General features: G+C 45.6%; 16 protein-coding genes. 12 read left to right on the top strand and 4 right to left on the bottom strand.

Annotated features, from left to right (window positions below; genetic code table 11):
• Positions 1-49 precede the first annotated feature (49 nt).
• The 8 genes from pstS to hppD all read left to right on the top strand — a co-directional run bounded on the left by pstS (position 50) and on the right by hppD (position 9,508).
• On the top strand, positions 50-1,078 hold the full coding sequence (gene pstS, locus QUA03_RS16345) for a phosphate ABC transporter substrate-binding protein PstS (protein ID WP_333213317.1): 1,029 nt from the start codon (positions 50-52) through the stop codon (positions 1,076-1,078).
• Between the two features lie 202 nt (positions 1,079-1,280).
• Positions 1,281-2,282, top strand: a complete 1,002-nt coding sequence (gene pstC, locus QUA03_RS16340) for a phosphate ABC transporter permease subunit PstC (RefSeq protein ID WP_333213316.1) — start codon at positions 1,281-1,283, stop codon at positions 2,280-2,282.
• Between the two features lie 82 nt (positions 2,283-2,364).
• Entirely contained in the window at positions 2,365-3,345 is a 981-nt protein-coding gene (gene pstA / locus QUA03_RS16335) for a phosphate ABC transporter permease PstA (protein WP_333213315.1), read from the top strand.
• A 56-nt stretch (positions 3,346-3,401) separates the two neighbouring features.
• Positions 3,402-4,253 (top strand): phosphate ABC transporter ATP-binding protein PstB, encoded by an 852-nt coding sequence (pstB, locus tag QUA03_RS16330; protein ID WP_333213314.1) that lies wholly within the window; start codon positions 3,402-3,404, stop codon positions 4,251-4,253.
• 170 nt (positions 4,254-4,423) lie between these two features.
• On the top strand, positions 4,424-5,695 hold the full coding sequence (locus tag QUA03_RS16325; protein ID WP_333213313.1) for an APC family permease: 1,272 nt from the start codon (positions 4,424-4,426) through the stop codon (positions 5,693-5,695).
• Between the two features lie 42 nt (positions 5,696-5,737).
• On the top strand, positions 5,738-7,147 hold the full coding sequence (locus QUA03_RS16320; RefSeq protein WP_333213312.1) for an NYN domain-containing protein: 1,410 nt from the start codon (positions 5,738-5,740) through the stop codon (positions 7,145-7,147).
• A gap of 184 nt (positions 7,148-7,331) precedes the next feature.
• On the top strand, positions 7,332-8,039 hold the full coding sequence (locus tag QUA03_RS16315) for an SDR family oxidoreductase (protein WP_333213311.1): 708 nt from the start codon (positions 7,332-7,334) through the stop codon (positions 8,037-8,039).
• 407 nt (positions 8,040-8,446) lie between these two features.
• Positions 8,447-9,508: a 4-hydroxyphenylpyruvate dioxygenase gene (hppD, locus tag QUA03_RS16310; RefSeq protein ID WP_333213310.1), complete on the top strand. Its 1,062-nt coding sequence runs from the start codon at positions 8,447-8,449 to the stop codon at positions 9,506-9,508.
• 21 nt (positions 9,509-9,529) lie between these two features.
• On the opposite strand, the gene QUA03_RS16305 is transcribed toward hppD, so the two are convergent.
• Both QUA03_RS16305 and QUA03_RS16300 read right to left on the bottom strand, forming a co-directional pair.
• Complete coding sequence (locus QUA03_RS16305) at positions 9,530-10,063, bottom strand: GNAT family N-acetyltransferase (protein ID WP_333213309.1); 534 nt, start codon at positions 10,061-10,063, stop codon at positions 9,530-9,532.
• Positions 10,044-12,191, bottom strand: coding sequence for a diguanylate cyclase domain-containing protein (locus QUA03_RS16300; RefSeq protein ID WP_333213308.1), 2,148 nt, complete (start codon positions 12,189-12,191; stop codon positions 10,044-10,046). Before QUA03_RS16300 ends, QUA03_RS16305 begins: the two co-directional genes overlap by 20 nt.
• A 478-nt stretch (positions 12,192-12,669) precedes the next feature.
• Here QUA03_RS16300 and QUA03_RS16295 point away from each other — a divergent pair, with 478 nt between their 5' ends.
• Positions 12,670-13,353, top strand: a complete 684-nt coding sequence (locus tag QUA03_RS16295) for an HAD family hydrolase (protein WP_333213307.1) — start codon at positions 12,670-12,672, stop codon at positions 13,351-13,353.
• A 220-nt stretch (positions 13,354-13,573) separates the two neighbouring features.
• On the opposite strand, the gene QUA03_RS16290 is transcribed toward QUA03_RS16295, so the two are convergent.
• Together QUA03_RS16290 and pgeF are read right to left on the bottom strand one after the other, a co-directional pair.
• Positions 13,574-14,185 carry a CPP1-like family protein gene (locus QUA03_RS16290; RefSeq protein ID WP_333085136.1) on the bottom strand — a complete coding sequence of 204 codons (612 nt, stop codon included), beginning with the start codon at positions 14,183-14,185 and terminating at the stop codon, positions 13,574-13,576.
• A gap of 243 nt (positions 14,186-14,428) precedes the next feature.
• The gene (gene pgeF / locus QUA03_RS16285; RefSeq protein ID WP_333213306.1) at positions 14,429-15,307 is read right to left on the bottom strand and encodes a peptidoglycan editing factor PgeF; all 879 of its coding nucleotides are present in this window, start codon (positions 15,305-15,307) and stop codon (positions 14,429-14,431) included.
• Between the two features lie 570 nt (positions 15,308-15,877).
• On the opposite strand from pgeF, the gene QUA03_RS16280 reads away from it, so the two are divergent.
• From QUA03_RS16280 to QUA03_RS16270, 3 genes are all read left to right on the top strand, one after another.
• Positions 15,878-17,638 carry a peptidoglycan DD-metalloendopeptidase family protein gene (locus tag QUA03_RS16280; RefSeq protein WP_333213305.1) on the top strand — a complete coding sequence of 587 codons (1,761 nt, stop codon included), beginning with the start codon at positions 15,878-15,880 and terminating at the stop codon, positions 17,636-17,638.
• A 74-nt stretch (positions 17,639-17,712) separates the two neighbouring features.
• Positions 17,713-20,085 (top strand): hypothetical protein, encoded by a 2,373-nt coding sequence (locus QUA03_RS16275; protein WP_333213304.1) that lies wholly within the window; start codon positions 17,713-17,715, stop codon positions 20,083-20,085.
• Between the two features lie 164 nt (positions 20,086-20,249).
• Positions 20,250-21,140: a glycosyltransferase gene (locus tag QUA03_RS16270; RefSeq protein ID WP_333213303.1), complete on the top strand. Its 891-nt coding sequence runs from the start codon at positions 20,250-20,252 to the stop codon at positions 21,138-21,140.
• Positions 21,141-21,293: the final 153 nt, after the last annotated feature.

Raw genomic sequence — 21,293 nt, 5'->3', positions numbered from 1 at the left:
ATCCTATGGAGGAGATTTGCAAAGTCGGCTATTAAGGGAGAGGAGGAATATGAATTTTTTCACAGGACGTTGGCGACGTAGTTTTATAGTGACACTAGCAGCAGCAGCATTTTCGCTAAGTTTGATTAGTTCCGCTGTAGCTGCTGTTACCCTAAACGGTTCGGGAGCAACTTTCCCCAAACCTCTTTACGATCGCTACTTCTCTCAGATGAGAAGTGCAAATCAAATTACTGTAAACTACGAAGGAACTGGCAGCGGTGCTGGTATCAAAGCATTAATTGCAGGCACTGTTGATTTCGCAGGCAGTGATGCGCTGATGACTGCTGCACAAATCGCTGAGGTAAAGCGGGGTGTAATAGCTGTTCCCACGGCTGGCGGCGCTGTTGCAGTTGTTTACAACTTGCCCGGAGTGACGAATCTGAGGCTAAGTAATGATGCCATGAAAGGCATATTTGAAGGGAAGATTACTCGCTGGAATGATCCTAAAATAGCCGGAATTTCTGGACAAGCTAAAGGCTTGCCAAATACTGCGATTCGAGTAGCTGTACGGGCAGATAGCAGCGGTACTAGCTTTATTTTTGCTAATCACTTGCAGGCAACTGGTAGCACCATCAAAGCTGCCGCGCAACCGAAGTGGCCAGAAAACGCTGTCAGGGGTCAAGGGAACCCCGGCGTAGCTGCTTTGGTGAAAAATACAGCGGGTGCGATCGGCTACGTTCAAGATACTTTTGCTCGGCAAAACAATCTCCAAACAGCATTTATTCAAAATAAAGCTGGTCGGTTTGTAGATCCTAGCTTGGCCGAAGCAGAGAAAGCTTTCGCAGGGGAAACATTCCCCGCAGACTTCCGCTTAGTAGAAGGCAATCCTAACGACGGTTATCCCATTGTTGGTTTGACTTGGCTGTTAATCTACAAACAGTATCCTGCTGCGAAAGCAGAGGCTATTAAAAAGATGGTTAATTGGGTGATGACTACAGGTCAAGGTATCAACAAACAGCTAGAGTTTACTACAATTCCTTCAGCTACAGCTCAAAAGGTGGTTCAAGCAGTTAATCAGACTGTGATTGCCAGAGGTTAATTCCGGCGATCGCACGGGGTTATGAGTTGACGAGTTAAATGTATGACTCAAAATTCATAAATTATCAGGTTAATGTGCGCTAAATTTACTGTGTAAGGTACGCCCTGCGTACCTTACAAACCAGGTTCGCAGGGCGCACCCAGCCCATTATAATTCTTCGTCCTTTAAACAAATATTTCACTGTGTACGCACTAATTTCGGTATGACAAATATTTCAAAAAAACGGAATAAGTTGACTCGCAAACCGACAGTAATAAACACAGAAGTAGATTTGACAGATACTGCTGGTGAAGGTCTATGGATGGAGTCAGTATTTACACTATTTGTATGGGTTTTTGCCCTAGCGACAGCCGGCACGTTATTTTGGATGAGTGCGGTAATTTTTAAAGATGCTTTGCCTGCTATTAGCGAATTTGGACTCTCATTCTTGTGGAATCCCAAGTGGGATATCGGCGAGTTGCAGTTTGGGGCTTTGCCGTTTATTTACGGTACTGTAATTAGTTCTGCGATCGGCATAATCATCGCACTTCCTTTAGGGCTGTCAGTAGCTATAGTTACTAGCGAGAACTTCTTACCCGTTTGGGTGCGATCGCCCTTGGGATTCATGGTTGAATTAATCTCGGCTATTCCCAGCGTGATAGTTGGGCTGTGGGGAATCTTTGTTTTGATTCCCTTTTTGTTGCCATTGCAGCAGTCCTTATTCGATAATTTCAGTTGGTTTCCCCTGTTCAGCAGCGAACCTTTAGGCCCCGGGATGCTGCCTGCAGGAATACTGTTATCAATTATGATTTTGCCCACAGTAGCCGCCATCAGCCGCGATGTATTGATGTCAGTTCCAGTAGATTTACGCAGTGCTTCCATGTCCCTCGGTGCCACCCGCTGGGAAACAATATTCAAGCTATTATTACCAGCAGCTAGTTCAGGAATTATCGGCGCCACCATATTAGCCTTGGGACGCGCTTTAGGCGAAACAATGGCAGTCACAATGGTAATTGGCAACTCGATTCAAATTAACCCATCCCTGCTCGCTCCCAGCTACTCGATTCCTGCTGTTTTGGCAAGTCAATTTCGGGAAGCTGTCGAACCGCTGCACACCGGCGCTTTGATGTATTTAGCCTTAATTTTATTTGTGATCACTTTGTTGGTAAATGCGATCGCAGTATTGTTGGTTCAGCTAATCGGCGCCAAAAAAGCTAAAACTTAACATCATCGAAAGCAATTTGATCGCAACCCGCGCCGCCAGATTGCCCCGCTGGTTCAATCTAAAATCTCAAATCTCAAATCGCATGACTAAAGCACAAAATTCCAACAGTATTCTGGATGCAGAAATCAACAACCCCCTGTCGCTAAGTCGAACTTTTTTCAGTTGGGGAATGACAGTTATCGCTTTCGCTCTGACAGCTCTCGCCCTGCTCCCATTGTTTGCTATTTTATACAAAATATTGGGGGAAGGACTGACACATTTGAGCTGGGAAGTGCTAGTGTCTCTACCAGCACCCGTCGGAGTTGAAGACCAGCCCAACGGCTTTGCAAATGCGATTCTCGGCACTGCTTTAATGGTAGGAATTGCGACATTGATCAGCGTACCCATAGGCGTAATGACGGGAATATTTTTGTCGGAGTTTGGTATAGAAAACAAAGCGATAGCCAATAGTATTCGGTTTATCACCGTCATTCTCAGCAGCGTTCCCTCGATCGTAGTTGGCGTCTTTTCCTACGCCCTAATTGTCGTTACCACCAAAGCATTTTCATCCTTAGCAGGCGGTTTTGCCCTCGGCATCATCATGCTTCCAGTTGTTGCCCTGACAACAGAACAAGCATTAAAATTAGTGCCTACTTCTTACCGCCTCGCTTCTGCTGGTTTGGGAGGCGGACGCTTTCAAACTATGTTTCGCATTATCATACCCTCAGCACTTCCAACTATTACCACAGGTATTTTACTCGCTGCTTCCCGGGCCGCCGGCGAAACCGCACCGTTGATTGTAACGGCGTTGTCGAGTCAATTTTGGCCTCCTTTAGTTGATAAATTGGGCGAGATAATGCAGTCTCCCATAGGTGCAGAAACTATCTCAAAACTCAAAGAAATTCCCGAAACACTCCTGACTCCGACTCCTTCTATGTCAGTATTAATATATAGCTACGCCAGCTCTCCCTACAAAGAGCAGAACGAATTGGCGTGGACTGCTGCCTCTGTGCTTTTGGGCATGGTTTTGATTGCTAGCGTCGCATCCCGTACAGTAACTCGGAAACGCTTGCAAAACCGATAATTAAATAACTCAAGTGCATCTTTAAGTCCAATATTAACAATATAACGAGGCAAATAATGAAACCTAAAGCTAACTTGAAATCCGAAGACTATACACATCACTTCTTAGACGAGGCTACGCCGGAAATAGATCCCAATGCAATGCCAGCCCTGCGGGTTCAGGACTTAAGTTTTTATTACGGAACTCACAAAGTCTTAGAAAATTTATCGATGAATATCCCTCATCCGCAAATTACGGCTATTATTGGACCTTCAGGTTGCGGCAAATCTACCTTTCTCAAAGCTCTCAACCGGATTGGTGAATTGGAGGGAAAGGTTAAAATTAAAGGAAGAGTAGAGTTTTTTGGACAGGATATTTACAGCCCCAAAGTAAATATTAATAGTTTGCGACGCCAAATTGGGATGGTGTTTCAAAGACCGAATCCTTTTCCGCTGAGCATCTACGATAATATTGCTTACGGTGTGAGGATTTTTGGTCGCAAAAGCAAAGCAGAATTAGATGAAATTGTGGAATCTGCACTCAAAAGTGCGGCGCTTTGGAATGAAGTCAAAGACGATTTGAAGAAATGTGCTCAAGGGATTTCGGGGGGACAGCAGCAGCGACTTTGTATTGCTCGCGCTTTGGCTGTGAAGCCGAAAATTTTGCTAATGGATGAACCTTGTTCTGCTCTAGATCCGATTTCAACGATGAAGATTGAGGAGTTATTTCAGACTCTGCGGCAGCAGTTAACTGTTGTGATTGTGACGCACAATATGCAGCAGGCTGCTCGTGTTTCTGATTACACGGCATTTTTTAATACTGATGAAAGTCGCATCGGCCGCATGGTTGAATTTGGGCCGACAAGTAAGATTTTTACTTCTGCGGGCAATTCGAGTACGAGAGATTACATTCAAGGCCGTTTCGGTTAATACTTACATCTTGAACCTCTTTCAGAACAGGCAAGATGCCTGTTCCACAACAGACAAATATTTTTGTGGAGCAGGCATCTTGCCTGCTATAGTTATATCTTCAGAACAGGCAAGATGCCTGTTCCACAACAAACAAATATTTTTGTGCAGGCATCTTGCCTGCTATATTTATGTCTTCACCACTTCTGAAGCGAGAGTTGGGTATTTTCGGCGCAACTCTCATGGGCCTGGGATCAATCCTCGGTACCGGAGTATTTGTGAGTATCGGCATGGCTGCGGAAGTTGCTGGGCCAGGAGTGATTTTGGCTGTAGGTATTGCAGCTTTTGTTGCTGTTTGCAATGGCCTTAACAGCGCTCAATTAGCGGCAAATCATCCTGTTAGCGGTGGTACTTATGAATATGGCTACAAATATCTCAATCCTTGGCTGGGTTTCACGGCCGGCTGGATGTTTTTGTTGGCGAAAACGGCTTCTGCGGCTACTGCTGCTTTAGGTTTTGCGGGGTATTTTTTAAATGCAGTTGGTGTAGCCGATCGCACTTACCTGATCCTAACAGCTTTAGTCGCCCTCGCCGCCCTCACTTTAATTGTATTGACGGGAATTAGGCGATCGAATATTGCAAATACTGCCATAGTCTCAGTTACACTCCTATCCTTAGCGGTGTTTGTTGCTGTCGGTTTGCCAGAGGTAAGGTGGGAAATGGCCACCGTACAGAATGATAGCTCGATCGGCTCCATCTTCCAGGCTACCGCCCTGATGTTTGTCGCTTATAGCGGTTACGCCCGCATCACCACAATGAGCGAGGAAGTGCGGGAACCGAGGGAAACCATTCCCAAAGCCATAATTTTAACTTTGGTGCTGACAATGCTGCTTTACGTGGGAGTAGCAGTAGTTGTCGCGGGCGCGGGGGGAGCCGATAAATTGTCTTTACAACCAGGGGGCACGACTGCACCCTTGGAAGTCATCGCCCGCAGTTTCCGAATGCCGGGAGTTTCTCAACTGCTAGCCGTCGGCGCAATTACCGCTATGTTGGGAGTTTTGCTGAACTTAATTTTAGGGCTGTCGCGCATCTGGCTGGCGATGGGGCGGCGCTTGGATATGCCGAGAGTCTTGGCGCGGTTGAATCCTTCGGGGACAACTCCCTACGTGGCTGTGGTGGTTGTCGAAGTTACGATCGCACTTTTAATCCTCGTCGGCGATGTCAAAACCACTTGGTCATTTAGCGCTTTTAGTGTTTTGATATACTACGCTATCACCAACCTCGCCGCGCTGCAACTTTCCCACGCCGAAAGGCTTTATCCGCAGTGGTTGGCTTGGGTGGGTTTGGGGAATTGTCTGTTTCTGGCTTTCTGGGTGGAGAGGGAAATTTGGCTGACAGGATTGGCACTGATTGCCGTCGGTTTAATTTGGCGGGCGATCGTCCGACTCCCGGCGAGAAACTAGAAGTGTGATAAATTGAAACAGCATCCCGCATTGTAGAGGGCCATGCCCGATCGAACTTCCGAGCTTGCGACTCAAGAATCTCCCGCATTCAGCGTCATCAGTCGCTATATAGCTCAAACCCTAATTACCATTCAGGAACAGCATCCCGAATGGATAACTGAAAAATACAGGAAAACCCCCTGGGCCAAACCTGATTTTCAGTCAGTTTTGATTGGAAAATTGGCAAAAAGTTTCAGCGTAGCCAGCGATACTGATTCCCTGCTGCTGACTGCAAAAAAATACCTACAAATTCTGCTGATTCCAGAATTCGTTAATTCACCTCAATTCAGCAAATTATGTGCCAAAATTCAGCAGCTAGCCCAATCTCAAACAGCACCACCTAAATCACAAAACTCGGTTTCGTCAAAGCCTCCCACTCCCACCACAAATCAAACAAATTCGCTTCCTATCGGCATTGCTATCTTGCTTCTAGATGTCGAAAACTTGCAACTCACCATCGAAACCGAAAAATTCCTAGAGGGAATTTGCCACTATCCCATCCAAATCAAAGTTGCCTTTGCCAACTGGCGCAGCATGGGCAAAAAAGATGCCGAATTTCACCAGCGCGGCTATCAACTAATTCACGTTCCCCCCGGCAAAGACAGCGCCGACTTAAAAATGGCTACAGTCGGCGCATCGATTTTCGTACATTATCCCACAGCCAAAGAGATTTTTGTCTGTTCGTCCGATCGCGCCCTCACTCACCTCAGCAATACACTGCAAGCCCACGGACTAACCGTATTTCAAGTCCGCAAACAAATAGATAAAATCATAGTTTTAAACAGCAAAACCGGACAAGTTGAAACTCATTCCCTTGTAACCATACCGGAAATTACACCTCTCGAAGAATTAGTTATTCAGCTCAAAGAATTAATCAAAAAAGAGCAGAAACGCACCTCAACTCAGTGGATAAAACTTTCCACTGTTTCAGCTTTATTTAGAGAAAATTACGGCTTAGTCCTCAATCAAGTTGTTGCCCATCATTTGCTCGGTACTAAGACCAGGGATATCTTTCTGAAATATCCCACCGATTTTGTCCTCCACAAACCCTCAGAAGCTTCTCAAACTTATGTCACTCTTTTTGAAGTGAGATTATCGCCCCCACCGCCAATACTTAACCAAGAAAATCTGAATAACCACCAGCCAGCACCTGCGACTTTGACCGATATTAATTCTCTGGAAGACTTGGAAAGAGCTCTGGTCAAAATAGTTGGCGACTTAACCGACAACTCTCCTGAAAATTCTGTATTTCTCTCCAATGTAGGCAGCGAATTTCACCGACAATACGGCAAACAAATTACCCAAATAATTAAAGATTTTAATCTGGGTAGGAAATTTACTAAATTTTTGCAATCCTGCGCTTCTCTCCAGCTAAAAAAAGCCGAAAAAGGCTGGCAAGTTTCCCTCAATTAATTAAAAATTAAAATATATAGCCATCCTAAATAATTTGTGAATTTCTTACTCCCTCCCCTTGATAAGAGGAGGGTTGGGGTGGGGTCAAAAATTTACGACTCCTGCAAGGATTGCTATATCAACACCCCCATTACTAGCAACTTGAGTTATCATACAATCTGGACGTAAAGAAATGTAAAGGGATATGCACGACAAAGTTGTGGTTGTGGTGGGTGCGACTGGCGGCATCGGTTCAGCAGTGGCCCGGAAACTTGCTGATGCGGGTGCGCGGCTAGTGCTCGCCGCCAGAGACAGCAGTAAATTAGACGCTTTAGCTAGCGAAATTTCGGCAACAGAGGTACTGTGCGTGCCCACAGATATCACTGATTTGCCACAAGTCGAGACTTTGATGCAGACAACTCTGGAACATTTCGGACAAATTGATGCCCTCATAAACGCCGCTGGTGCCGGAATTCTCAAGCAGTGGAACAAGTTAGAACCCGCTGATTTAGATGCAATGCTTGACTTAAACTTAAAAGGCAGTTTTTACACGTCTCAAGCAGCGGCGAATTTGATGAAAGAGCGCAAATCCGGCCACATTTGCAATGTCATCGGAATTTTGGGCAAGCATTCGATGGCGATGGGAACGGCTTACTGCGCTTCAAAGTTTGGGGTAGTTGGTTTCAGCAAGTGCATGGCAGATGAGCTGCGACGCTACGGCATTAAGTTTACGCTATTCTATTTTGGCGGGGTGGATTCTCCGTTTTGGGATAATGTGAGTTTGAAGGTAGACAGGTCAAAAATGCTGAGTACCGAAACTGCTGCCAATGCGATTATGTTTGCTCTTTCGGCTGACCCGCAAGCTGTGCCTATGGAGATTAATATTCAGCCGGAAAGTCATTTGTTCTTTTAGCTATTGAGGAATGATTTGAAGGCAGAACGCAGCGGAAGCTGAAGGCAAGAAAAATTATGATATTTTTAGGTTTGAGAACTTGTACAGCACTTAATTATGTAGGTGCACGGGCTGGCGCACCTTACCCCTATAATTCGCGCGTCAAACTATTTGTTTTTTGCGTAAGTCCTTTTGGCGAAGGCGTCGTGGCAAACCCAAGTTATCCCAGACACCGGGTGTCTTTTCTTTTAAGTGCTGACTTATTTCTGCCTTCAGAGGGAGCTAAGATATTCACTCTTTAGGTTATTATTAAGTGGGCGCTCAATAAAAAGTATGAAAAATATCCATTACTCAGTCTCTACCTTGCAATTTTGCCTTGAAAATCAGCAGATTTTCCATTTTTCAGTTTCCATTTTCAATTATTGATTATGGAGTTCGATCGCATTCAATTTTACGTTGAAAACGCTAAAGTATCCCGCGACTGGTTTGTCGGCAAGTTAGGCTTTCAATCAATAGCAAGTTATGCCAACAGCCACACTCACACTGAAGCTGTCAGCAGTGACAATGTATGTTTTGTTTTATCTTCGCCTCTGACACCCGCTAGTCCCGCTGCTAGTTGGTTGAAGTTTCATCCTCCAGGGATTGCCGATGTAGGTTTTCGGGTAAAAAATATTGAATTAGCGGTAGCTAGAGCGGCTGCTGAAGGCGCTAAAATCCTGGAACCGATTCAAGAAGACCTAAACGCAGGAGGCTATTTTAAGCGGGCAAAAATCGCAGGCTGGGGCGATTTAAGTCATACGCTCGTGGAGCGAATTGGCAGCCATTCACTGCTATCGGCTGCGGATAAGCTGCCGTTGTTTACCCGGATTGACCACGTAGTGTTAAATGTTGAATCTGGCGATTTGTCAAGTGCTGTTAGTTGGTATCAAAAAATATTAGGTTTTCAACCGCAGCAAAATTTTGATATTCAGACTGAGAAATCGGCTTTGCGGAGCCAAGTTATGGTGCACGCTGAAGGTGGGGTGCAATTCCCGATTAATGAACCGGCATCAGCTAATTCTCAAATTCAAGAGTTTTTGAGCGCAAATCGAGGGCCGGGAATTCAGCACATGGCTTTGCAAACTAATAATATTGTGAGTGTTGTTGCCGATTTGCGATCGTGTGGTTTGCCTTTTCTGCCAGTTCCTCCAACATACTACTCCGAATTACAGCAGCGGCAAGACTATTTGCCCGCAGATTGGCAAGCAATTGCAGCTTGTCAAGTTTTGGCAGATTGGCAAGATGATACTCCAGCAGCAATGCTGCTGCAAATATTTACCCAGCCAATTTTTGCAGAGCCGACTTTCTTTTTCGAGATTATTGAGCGCCGAGTTAGTTTAGTTAACGGCAAACAGGTGCAAGCTGGAGGTTTTGGTGCGGGGAATTTTAGAGCTTTATTTGAGGCAATTGAACGCGAACAAATGAATAGGGGAAGTTTAATAGATGATTGACAAAAGCTTCCACTTTTTAGGTCATAAAGGCGTGTTAATCAGCACTGCGATATCTTTCCAACCATAGGCAATTTCTTTGAGTGCAACTCCTGCTCTAGTTGTTTCCTGTTCGTCTACTTTTTCACCTCCTAATAATTCATAAAACCTATAGGCTGAATTGTCTCCTAGTACCCAAACTAGCATGGAGTTCAAACTTAATTCTGCCAATTTTGTGGCAACTGTTCTCACGAGTTGCCGTCCAATTCCTTGACGCTGATATTCCTCCAAAATATAGATGGCAAATAATTCTCCTTTATATACATATTTGCCGGTGCGCTCGCAACCACCCGCAGCAAAACCCACAATTTCTCCTGATTCATTCTCAGCAACGCAGACAAAAACCCCAGTATTTTTGACGTTTGTCAGGGTTTCTTGCCAACGGCTTTCTGCTTTTTCATAGGACAGTTGCGCGAGGTAATCTGCTGGTACAATTTTTCGGTAAGCTGTTCGCCAAGTATCTAGATTCACCCGTGCGATTGCAGGTGCGTCAGCGATTTTAGCTTTTCTTACAATCATCAGAACATACTCCTTTCTGGCCCTGAAATTCTATTTTCAAGTCTAGGGCAACTATACGATCGCGTCCTTCTAGTTTAGCTCGATACAGCGCTCGATCGGCCTGTCCAATTAACTCCTCCACCGATAGACCAGCAGCAGGTACAGTAGTAGCGATCCCCATACTGAGAGTTATAAACTTACTTATCTTGGAAGCAGCATGAAAAATTTCCGCTGCTTTCAAATCGCTGCGAATTGCTTCAGCTACCCGCTTTGCTTCTTGCACATCAGTTCGCGACAAAATTACCGCAAATTCTTCGCCGCCGTAGCGGGCGGCTAAATCTCCTGCCCGCTGAGCGTTGCTAGCTAAAATCTCGGCTACTTGTTTTAAACATTCGTCGCCTCCTTGATGCCCGTAACGATCGTTGTAAAGTTTGAAAAAATCGATATCGCACAAAATTAAAGACAGCGACTCTTTTTCTCGCTCCATCAACTGCCATTCTAACTCCAATTTTTTGTCAAAACAGCGGCGGTTGGGAATTTGAGTCAATCCATCCACCGCAGCGAGGCGCTGCAATTCCATGTTAGCTGCTTGTAATTCTAATTTGGCTTGTTCTAAAGCTAAATTTTGTCGAGCTAATTCTTCACTTTGGCGTTTTTCTTGTTCGTACAAAAATCGGATTGAAGCTTCAGCTTCTTGCAATTCTTGCTCTGCATATTTGCGCTTGACAAATTCTCCTAATTGAGAACTTACCACAGCTATGATCTGAAGTAAATCTTGATCCGGTGGCAGTTCTTCCCGGCAAAAAAAAGTCATTACTCCTACAACTTGGCTCCTAGCGTGAATGGGGAAACCGAATCCCGATCGCAGTCCCGCTTCCTCTGCCAAGCGCGATCGCACGAAACTGGGATCGCCCACAAGATCAGTAATCCACTGCGTAGAACCGCTTCTGGAAACCGCTCCCGGCAAACCCTCACCCGCAGCCAAAGTAATCTGCTGATCATTTTCGGCAAACTCCCTAACTTCCTCCGCAGCCTGCCAAACTGCCACCCGCTGCCAACAAGGAGTTTCCTCGATCGGACAACAAAGTGGCAGGCACCAAAGCGGATCTGTTTCAGATTTTATTTCCTCACCCAATCTAGTTTCTTTCTCCGCCTCTGCCGGCATCCAAAGTTCGCCAAAATCCCACCCAAAACTTTGGCAAATAGCTTGCAAAATTTTCGGAGTTGCGCTATCTAGAGAAGTTGATTCTGACAGGATATGAGTAACAGCATACTGTGCTTCTTGACACTTTTTTATGCGTTGTTGTTTGGTAATGTCTTTGCCGATATAAACAAAATCTTGTATAACCTCGCTATCTCCATCCTTGCTTCCTGTGCTTGTCTCAAAATTAGAGCATGAAAACGCAACAATCAGCTTTAAACCTATTTTCGTTTGGCAAGCTACTTTTACTTGAGGCCAATATTGGCTTTTAAGTGCAGGAGGTAGCTGGCTGACTTTGCGTAACAATTCCTCCTCTGCTGTAATCAGGGATATGGATTGGCCGATTAATTCCGATTCGGTATACCCAAATAATTGCTGTGCAGCTTGATTCACTTTTTTGATTTGGCCCGATGTTCCTGTTACGAACAAAACATCCCCTAGGGAATTAATAATTTTGTCAATATAATCGCCAGCCGCAGCTAACTTATCGCCTTTAATACTTGTTTTATTGGCAGCCTGAAAGATAGTTGGCTGACCTCCAAGGCTATCTGTCACATCTTCACATAAAATAATCAATCTGTCAGCATTGGCTTGTCCCTTATAACCAAAAATGTACAAATCTAGATACAAATAAGATCCGTCTTTGAGAACTCGGCTAATTGATTTTAACTGACAATCTTGCTGTCGTTCTTCAATAATATCTTCAAGGATTCCTTCAATGCCGATTAGTTCAGGAAAACTATCGCGCACGTCTTTTCCTTCGCCTACTTCCTCATGAATGTAGGCAAAATCTTGCACTTTCAAAGATATTTCTTTAATCTTAAGTTCCCGATCGACTGTGAGGTACTCAATCCTGCGTAAGGATAACAGCTTATAAAGAAGAATATTAATACTTCTGGGGCTGCTCTCTACAGTTAATGTGGGAAGCATCTCGTTATTGTAGAGCATGTCTCTCAAAGGTTAGCCGGTAAAGTTAGTTGTTGTTTGGCTGCGATTTCTCATGGGAATTTTTATCCTGGCAAATGTCATCACCTGTTACCGCTGGCTAATTTATGCAAACAGTACACTTTGGATTCTCCAAGCAGTTTTTTGCTTATTTTAAAAATGGGGCCAAATATTAATTGAACCAATTTTTTTTGAGAAAACGAAGTCAAAATCAGCCTCGATTGAGGTTGAGATTTATGAACAATATGTAGCGGTTTACACTATTTGTGCGGCACATTTTAATTTTAAATTCCCCGATATGGCTGACAACCGCTCAAGTTGAGGAACAGCACAGTTTAATTCAAATGTTTGCTTTAATTAGCACCATTCCTATAGACCTTACCTCCCCTGGGTATTTGTGTCAATTTTTGTAAAGAAAGTGTTACCTTTAAATGATATAGTATCGAAGGATTTGTATAAAAGCTTAAAAATACTCTGCTAAATGCTGAGACTTATTACCGACTTTGACGGCCCGATCATGGACGTGTCCGATCGCTACTACCGAGTTTACCAGTATTGTCTCGCCGAGACTCAACGTGAGGGGCAACCAGTGCGGGAACTCCCCAAGGCAGAGTTTTGGGACATGAAGCGCGCGCGGGTTCCCGAAACCGAAATCGCCCTCCTCTCAGGATTAGACGCAGCCCAATCCCGCGATTTTGCCCAGAAACGCCGTCAAACAGTCCACACCCTACCCTACATGATTTATGATCAACCAGTTCCCACCGCTCTGGAAACTCTCGAAAAGGTGCAGGGCGCTGGAGTAGACTTAGCGGTGATGACCATGCGCCGCGTTAGGGAACTAGATGAAGCCTTCAACCGCTGCAATTTAGGGCATTTTTTCCCAGAAAACCGCCGCTATTGCCTCCCCAACGATTACGTTAAAACCGGGGATGTCAAAGATAAGCCCCTGCTGATGGCAAAAGCTCTTGCCGAACTGCCTCCGGCTTCTGACACTTGGATGGTTGGGGATACGGAGGCAGATATTATAGCAGCCAAGACGCACGGTGTCAAGGTAATTGGTGTTTTGTGCGGAATTCGCGATCGCACCCAACTAGAAATGCACCAACCGGATTTAATTGCTAACAATTTGAGCGAAGCAGTTGAGATTATTTTAGATAGTCAGTAGTCAGTAGTCAGTAGTCAGTAGTCAGTAGTCAGTAGTCAGTAGTCAGTAGTCAACAGTCATCAATCATTAGTCAACAGTCATTAGTTATTGGTAATTGTTAATTGGTAATTAGTAATTGGTAACAATCAACTAACTACTAACACCTAAAAACTACGAACCAACCAATAACAATTAACTAATAACAGTAATTAACTACTGCCAACTGTCAACTGACAACTGACTATCGCAGAAAACTGCTGACCAGCCACAGAATTAAAAACGTAAACAAAGCGATAAATTTCTCTGTTGTTATAAATGCCGGACTGACCAAAGAACCCAAAAATCCTCCCAGCAACAAGCCTATAACCAAGCCAGCCACAGTCAGCAGCACGGCGCGACCAAATTTTTGTTCCTTGCGATTAATAAAATAAAGACAAGAGCCGACCCCAAGAGCCAGAGTCAACTGTAGTAAACCATCATTAGCCGCAGGATAAATACTCAGTCCGCCTAACCCCACATACACCCCAGCCGGCCACAAAATATCCGATCGACTAGGAGTATCGATTAGCCGCTGCAACCAAGCTGGGCTGCCACTAGGAGGAGAGGGAGTAAAGCTTGGGGGTGGGGGAGTCAGCCGTTCGGGAAAGCGGATGCGTTCAGGTACTTTAATTTTCCCTTCCTGTCGCTGCCGCAGGCGATCCATGAGGATCGCGTCGTAAGCTGCTTCGAGCAATTCCAAACGTTTCTTGTCACCGCTGTACTGCTCAGCTAGGCGCGTGCGGGCCTCTTGCACTTCATCAAAGGAAGCATCTTCATCGACTTCAAGAAGTTGATAGGGAGTTGGCTCACTCATGGTAATAACCCGCTGAAGACTCTCGTTATAGACCAATCTTAACAAGAGAGGAAAGCGGGGCGGGAGCTCTGCCGCTTTCCCAAAAGTTTTGCTGCTAGTTTTTGGTGCTTTAAAACAGGAACCAGCAAACCTTACGAAAATAGAAACTAGAAGGCATTTGGCATTCGTAAATAAAAAATAATGAATCCAAAGATTGTTATTTTTATCTTGGCCGTCTAAAATTTTACCTTCTGCCAAATGCCCTCAGAAGGGACTTGTCCTGCTGGAACTCACAATTCCCGACCACTGGACTTTTTTAAGTCGATCGCGGCGGTAGGAAAAAAAGCGAGCCGAGTCAGAATAAGTACAGAAAGGAGCGATCGCCACTTGAGAAAGATCGATTCCCAACTGCTGCAATTGCAGAGCATTGCAGAGGCGAACATCCAAGCGTACTTTTCCCGGTTCTGGATCGGCTAAGACAGGCGTTTCCGGCAGTTGATGCAAAAACTCGCAGATGCCGTCTGCTGTCGCACTAACGGCACTCTTAGGAGCAATGGTGGCTCCCAGTTCCGCTGCTACTTCCACAGATACCTGGTAAACCTCTCCAGCGATCGCCGGCCCCATAGCAATCTTCAGATTTTCTAGTTGACTGCCTTGTGCCACAAGTTGAGCGATCGCCTCTGGTAATATCTTAGCAGCAGTCCCGCGCCAACCCGCGTGAACTGCCGCAACCAGTCCCGTGCGATCGTCAGCAATCAGCACCGGCACACAGTCAGCCGAGCAAACCCACAGCGCCTCCAATTCTCGATGGGCAACCAAGCCATCAGCCTCAGCATAGCTTGGGGCAGCGGTTTCCGGTTTCTGAGCCACAACCGGTGACAACTCAGTGGTTTTGAGTACCGCATTGCCGTGTACCTGTTGAAGTCGGTAAACCTTAGCTCCAGGTTCGAGAACTTCCGTCAGCTCGATCGGCCCCTGGGGCGAGAAATCGCGAGTAAAAAAGCCGTGAGACCAGCGAGAAAGCAAGCTACAAGTCAGATAGGGCAAGCCTTCAGAACTCTGCCAGTCCCAACTGATACCGTCAGGCTGTCCGAAGCACTCAGAGTTTAGAACATTTGTCAAGCGATCGCCAGCTACAGTCATGAAACCTATCCTTACCCAAGCGAATCATTTAGCTTGTATTCTAAACAATCAAAAATTTTGTCCGCGAATTTTAAAAGCAGGGCCAGCTTTCAGGAAAAAATCGCAATGAGTAAGCGGTTTTAGAACAACTCACATTTTGCAGCCTTCTCGCTTACCAGGCTTTCCGGCTTGTTCCACAAAGAGTAGATTTTCCTGTGGGGAGTAGGGGGTTGGGCAGGAGAGTCCGCCCTGAAAAGATTATTGAGAATGGTGCAATATTTCAGGACGACCGACAGCGCAGAAATTTTGCAGAATCTGACAAATATAGGCAACTAATTAACATAGACGAACGCCAAAGCGCTATCATCAGTGTGGCCCTAAGACACTTTTACGCAAGTGCCATCAGGATCAAAAAAACCGGATATCGATCGCAAGTGAATGCGTAAGGCATTTGAGCTTGTTCTATGTGCAAAAAAAATTGCCTCAAGCCCGGTAAAATCAGTTAGGCCTGTATATAAAGACAAGGATTGCCATACATTCGATCCTGACTTCGAGATCCTTGTGCCCCCTGTTGAGTTGGGAAAAAAAATCGTGAAACCAGTTCCAGACAAGCAAATAACAGCCCCTTTGAACACCAAACAGCAAAAAAAGAACCCTACAGGCGCCCGGACTCGATCGCGCCTTTTGTCCGATCGCTCACTGCTGGTGGGACTGGGTTGCCTTGCCAGTCTGGGACTGCTCAGCAAAGGTTTAGTTTGGGCCCAAGCCGAAACTCCGCCAGCAGAACAAGCCGTCCCCGGCGCAGCAGAACTCCAGCCATTATTTGAAGCTCCTCTCCCGCCCCCGGAACCCGAATACAGCCAAGGGTCGCCAGAACCCTACCCTGAACCGCAGGCAGAAGTTCCACCGTCGGAGCCTTTCGATGCCGCACCGGCCTGGGAGCCGGAGTACGCCAGCGAACCACCTCCCACCCAATATTATCTGCCGGAGCCCGCGCTGATTCCCCTGCCAGAAGCGACGGCCCAGGAGCCGCCTTTTGAAGCGCCAGTTAACCCAGCCCACGCTGAAATCGATCAAACAGACTACAGCGTTGGCGCTACCAGCGAGTACGAAGCTCCAACCAGAATAGAGTTTGCAGAACGATCGACTGGGTGCGAAGGAGAAGGCGGTTTGTGCGCGCCTCCTCCTGTTTCCGAGCCGGTGACGGCAGATGCAGGAGAACCCAACTACAGACAGGAACCTCCGATCGCAGACGACGGCTATATTGCAGCCCCTCCTCCTCGAAATCTGCCAGAAAGCCTTCCGGGCGAGGTTCGGGGAACTGTTGCCGGAAATAGTAGCGGAAATCCTGTGAGTAAACTCGGTCAAGCCGTTCAACAAATAGGCAGCCAGGTTTGGGGGGGTTCAAACCCGCCGGAATCAGCTTACGCACCCCCGCGCTACTCGGCTAACGCTGTATACTCCGCAGACACCGGCTACTCGGCTAACATAGGCTACTCCGCAGACACTGGGTACTCAGCAGACGCTGCGTATTATGCCGGATCTGCATCTTACGGCGGCGGCCCTCCAGCGCCCAGCATGGGACTCGGGCCGGTTCAAGTCGGTGCCGTTAGTGTCAGCAGCGGCAGCAATACCGGTTTTGCTTACTACAATCTCACGCCACGTCCCGCAGGCTTGCCCGGAAATGGCAACACCAGCTTGCTGTTTCCGCTATCTATTGCTTCGGCCATTACTTCGCCCTTTGGGTGGCGGACTCATCCGGTTATGGGCTACGGCAGGTTTCACACCGGAACTGACTTGGGAGCCCCAATGGGAACGCCTGTACTGGCAGCCTATGCCGGTCAAGTGGCGATCGCCGATTGGTTGGGCGGCTACGGTTTGACGGTAGTTCTCAACCACAACAAAAACTCTCAGGAAACTCTCTACGCCCACCTTTCGGAACTGTTTGTGAAACCGGGAGAGTTCGTGAAACAGGGAGAGACGATCGGCCGCGTCGGGAGTACGGGAATGTCTACAGGGCCTCACCTCCACTTCGAGGTGCGGCAAATGACTGACCAGGGTTGGGTGGCGATCGATCCGGGTTCTCAGCTAGAATTCGCTCTGGCAAAAATGATCGGTAGTTTGGAAACCGCCAAAGTACCGCAAATGCCGAAAATGGTGGAAATACAAACCGCCAGCGGACTCAAGGATTTGGAAAACGATCTGCCCCAGCTTCCACCTCTGCCGCTGGGCATGGACATCGAAGTTCACAACCTCCAGCCGCCATTCCCGGAACTGTTAAAAGCTGACACTTCTAAGCCCAAAGATACTGAAGCAGTCAAACCCAAACCTCAGAAGCAAGCTAACAGGTAAAAATTGGGGATTGCCTAGATTAATTTTCTTGTGGAACGGTCGAAAAGCCCACCCCACAAGAAAATTTATGTTTTGTGCAACGAGCTCGCGTGTTCGTTACTTTTCCTCGTTACCAGGCTCTTTCGGGTAACGAGGAAAAACTGATAAAAAATGGTAACTTGCAGCTTATGCTAATAGCGCAGCATTTGTGGGAATTAATTTTATTTCTGATTATTCTAGTCTGCCCGATTCCCTTAAGCTTGTCTCTTGTCTTCGAGAATCAGAAAGAAAACAATAACTATTCATTTCCCCATTTTCTCCTCGTACTCGTGACGGGATGGAGCATTGCACAAGTTTGTATCGGCTTGATTTTAGGAAGTGCCGATCGACTAAATATTACTGCGGTGATTATAGCAGAAATTCTGATTTGTGCGATCGGCTTAATTCTGATTTATGCCAAAAACCACAAAACTTTTACCTTCTCGCAGTGGCAGATTCCCCAACTCAAGCAACCTTTGGGCTACTCAGAATCCCTAATTATTGTTGCCACCGCTGTTGTAGGAGTTGTGCTGTTGGAAACTCTAGCAAGCAAACCCACAACCAATTATGACTCATTGTGGTTTCACCTACCTGCGATCGCCCGATGGTATCAAACCAATTCATTGACATTATTAGATGCTGCTGGAAATTGGATTTTTGAGCAAGAACAAGCTAGAGTATATCCCTACAATTGGCACGTTTTATCTGCTTTGTGTGTGCTTCCCTTCGGAGAAGATTTTCTAGCAGCTTTTCCTATGCTAATTGCGTGGCTACTTGAGGGAATTGCCGTCTATCTATTAAGCGTAAAATTTGGAGCAACCCGACTTCACGGTATGGCAGCAGCATCTTTAGTATTGACAGTACCGATGATGCTCAACCAAGTTAACACCCTTCAGCCAGACTTACCGCTAGCTGCAATATTTACAGTGGGTTTATATTTTGGTTTATCCTATCATAGCAGCAGAGCGCAATCTGAACTATCCCTATTTTTGGCAGCCGTAGGAATGCTAGCCGGAATAAAAATCACTGGCATAGTCTATGCAGCCTCACTTTTAGGAGGATTAGCAATATTAGAAATTAAAAGATTCGCGGTTAATAAAAAATCTACATCAGCTAAATTTAAAATTAGCCACTTTCTCAAACCAGTCTTGCTGTGGGGCGTAGCTTGTTGCTTACTTTTAGGAGGTTTTTGGTATGCGAGAAACTTGCTGCAAATCAATTATCCTGTCAGCGAAGTCGGCGATATTAAAGTTCCCTTAGAGCCTGTTCCCTTACCGTCTCCCTTACCTGCACCAACACCTCCGGTACAGCAGCCACCCGCTTCGCCACTTCTAAAGATTTGGCAAAGCACTTTAGCAGCTCAATTTAATCCCAGCAATATTTCCCACTGGCAAACTGTCGGCTTACAAATTATCATTAGATTGCAACTGCCCTTTCTGGCGATCGCGCTTCAGATATTGGCAGCGCCTCTGGCTTTTATCCAGGGTAAAACCAGAATAATTAATCAAAATAATATTATTTTAATTATACTTCTCGCCAGCACAGGAATTCTGTATATAATTACACCTTACACCTCCGGTACTGCCGGAGAGTCGATCGGTCAACTCAGCCCTATACTCGGTTTTAACCTCAGATACGGATTTCCCTTTTTAAGCGTACTCGCCATCGCCGCAGCAGCTACAGCAACTTTCTTGAAAACTCCAAATCTAGTTGTTCTGGTAGTGGTTTTCTTTAGTGGTTTGTTCGGAATTATTAGCAACACAATTTTTGATTATATTAAAAATGCTTCTTTCACCGGAGATAGTATTGTTTGGGGGAGTTTGTTGATTGACAATTTTAAGTCTAACCCCATAGAAGCTATTAATAATATCGGAAAAATATTACGCCCCAGTTGGCAATATATATTACCATATCCAATATTTTATATTTTGTCACTGACTCTGGCTGCGATATGGTTAAAAATCAATCCGGCATTAGGATGGCTAAATCATCTATTTCCTACCCGCAAAAAATCGATTTACCTAGTAATAATTGGTGTCTGTATAGGATTGATAGTAATTGGTCATTGGAGGGAAAAGCGAGATATTGCACGTACCGAACTGTATCGTGGTATTTACGAATATATTGATAAAAATACAGTACCCGATGAAAGAATAGGCTTCTTTTTAAGTTCGCGCAGCTACCTGTTTTACGGGAGAAATTTGGACAGACAAGTTTTATATGTACCATTTAGAGCCGATCGACTTTCGGCATGGATTGACAACCTGCGGCAAAATAAAATTAGGACTGTGGGATTCGGGCCCCTGACTGAGACAAACGCAGCTACCAGAAAAGCTTTATCTTGGCTGACAAGTGCCCAAGGCCCGCTGCAACCCGTTTTCGGTAAAGATTTTAATACTGAGTCGGTGCTATATCGCTTGAAAAATTAAAAGTTATTAGTTACCAAAAAGAATTGGTTTAAAGCCCCAAGCATAAGCGGGGGAAATTAAAAGAAGGCTATTCATTACTCCAATCCTTGGACTTCCACGTAGAAGTCGCTATAAAGCGGTCAACTGTCAACTGTCAACTGTCAACTGTCAACTGTCAACTGAACATGAACCAAGCTAAAACTCTATTTTCGATTATTGTTCCGACCTACAATCGCCCCGATAAATTAGCGGCGTGTCTTCAGTCTTTTGTTGAGATTGAATATCCGCGCGAGAAATTTCAAGTTATTGTCGTCAACGATAGCACCGAAATCTCTGTCGAAAATACAATTTCGCCTTTTCAAAATCAGCTAAATATCACTCTTCTGACACAACCCAACTCCGGCCCGGCAACGGCGCGAAATACTGGATCTTTTGCCGCAGAAGGCAAATTTTTAGTGTTTACAGACGATGACTGTACTGTGGGGGTAGATTGGCTGCAAAATCTGGAAAAGCGATTTGTGGAAACACCAGATTGCTTAATCGGAGGTCGAACTGTAAACGCGCTGCCGGATAACATTTATTCTACTGCCAGCCAGCAACTTATCGATTACCTTTACAGTTACTATAATGCTATTGGCGATCGCGCCCAATTTTTCACTTCTAACAATTTTGCCCTTCCGGCTGAGGCTTTCCAAAAAATCGGAGGCTTTGACACGACTTTTTCTCTCGCGGCTGGAGAAGACCGGGAATTTTGCGATCGGTGGTTGCATTCAGGCAATGCCGCAATTTACGCTCCCGAAGTTATAGTCTATCACTCACACGCATTAACTCTTCGCAAATTTTGGAAACAGCAATTCAATTACGGTAGAGGTGCTTTTTTGTTTCAGCAAATGATCTCGAAACGCGGGACTAATGGGAAACTACAACATCCGTCATTTTATCTGAATTTGCTAACTTATCCATTTTTCCACGCACCGGGCTTTCAAAAGCTATTAATTGCTGCATTGTTTTTAGTTTCTCAGGCGGGAATTGCTGCGGGATTGTTTTGGGAGAAAAACAAATTTGTTGAGGAATAGAGTTTGATTATTGAACCGCAGAGAACGCAGAGAACGCAGAGAGAGAATTACAACGGTTCCCGCTGTTATGAGGTACAATAACAACAATGAGCCAGCCAAGTTTGGAAATGTTGAGAATTTTTAAGTTGAGGGTACTTGCAATTATTGTATCAA

Source organism: Microcoleus sp. S36b_A4 (genome assembly GCF_036700645.1).
Lineage (GTDB): Bacteria > Cyanobacteriota > Cyanobacteriia > Cyanobacteriales > Microcoleaceae > Microcoleus.
The sequence above is the reverse complement of the archived record's forward strand: the minus strand, read 5'-3'. Positions and strand labels throughout refer to the sequence as shown.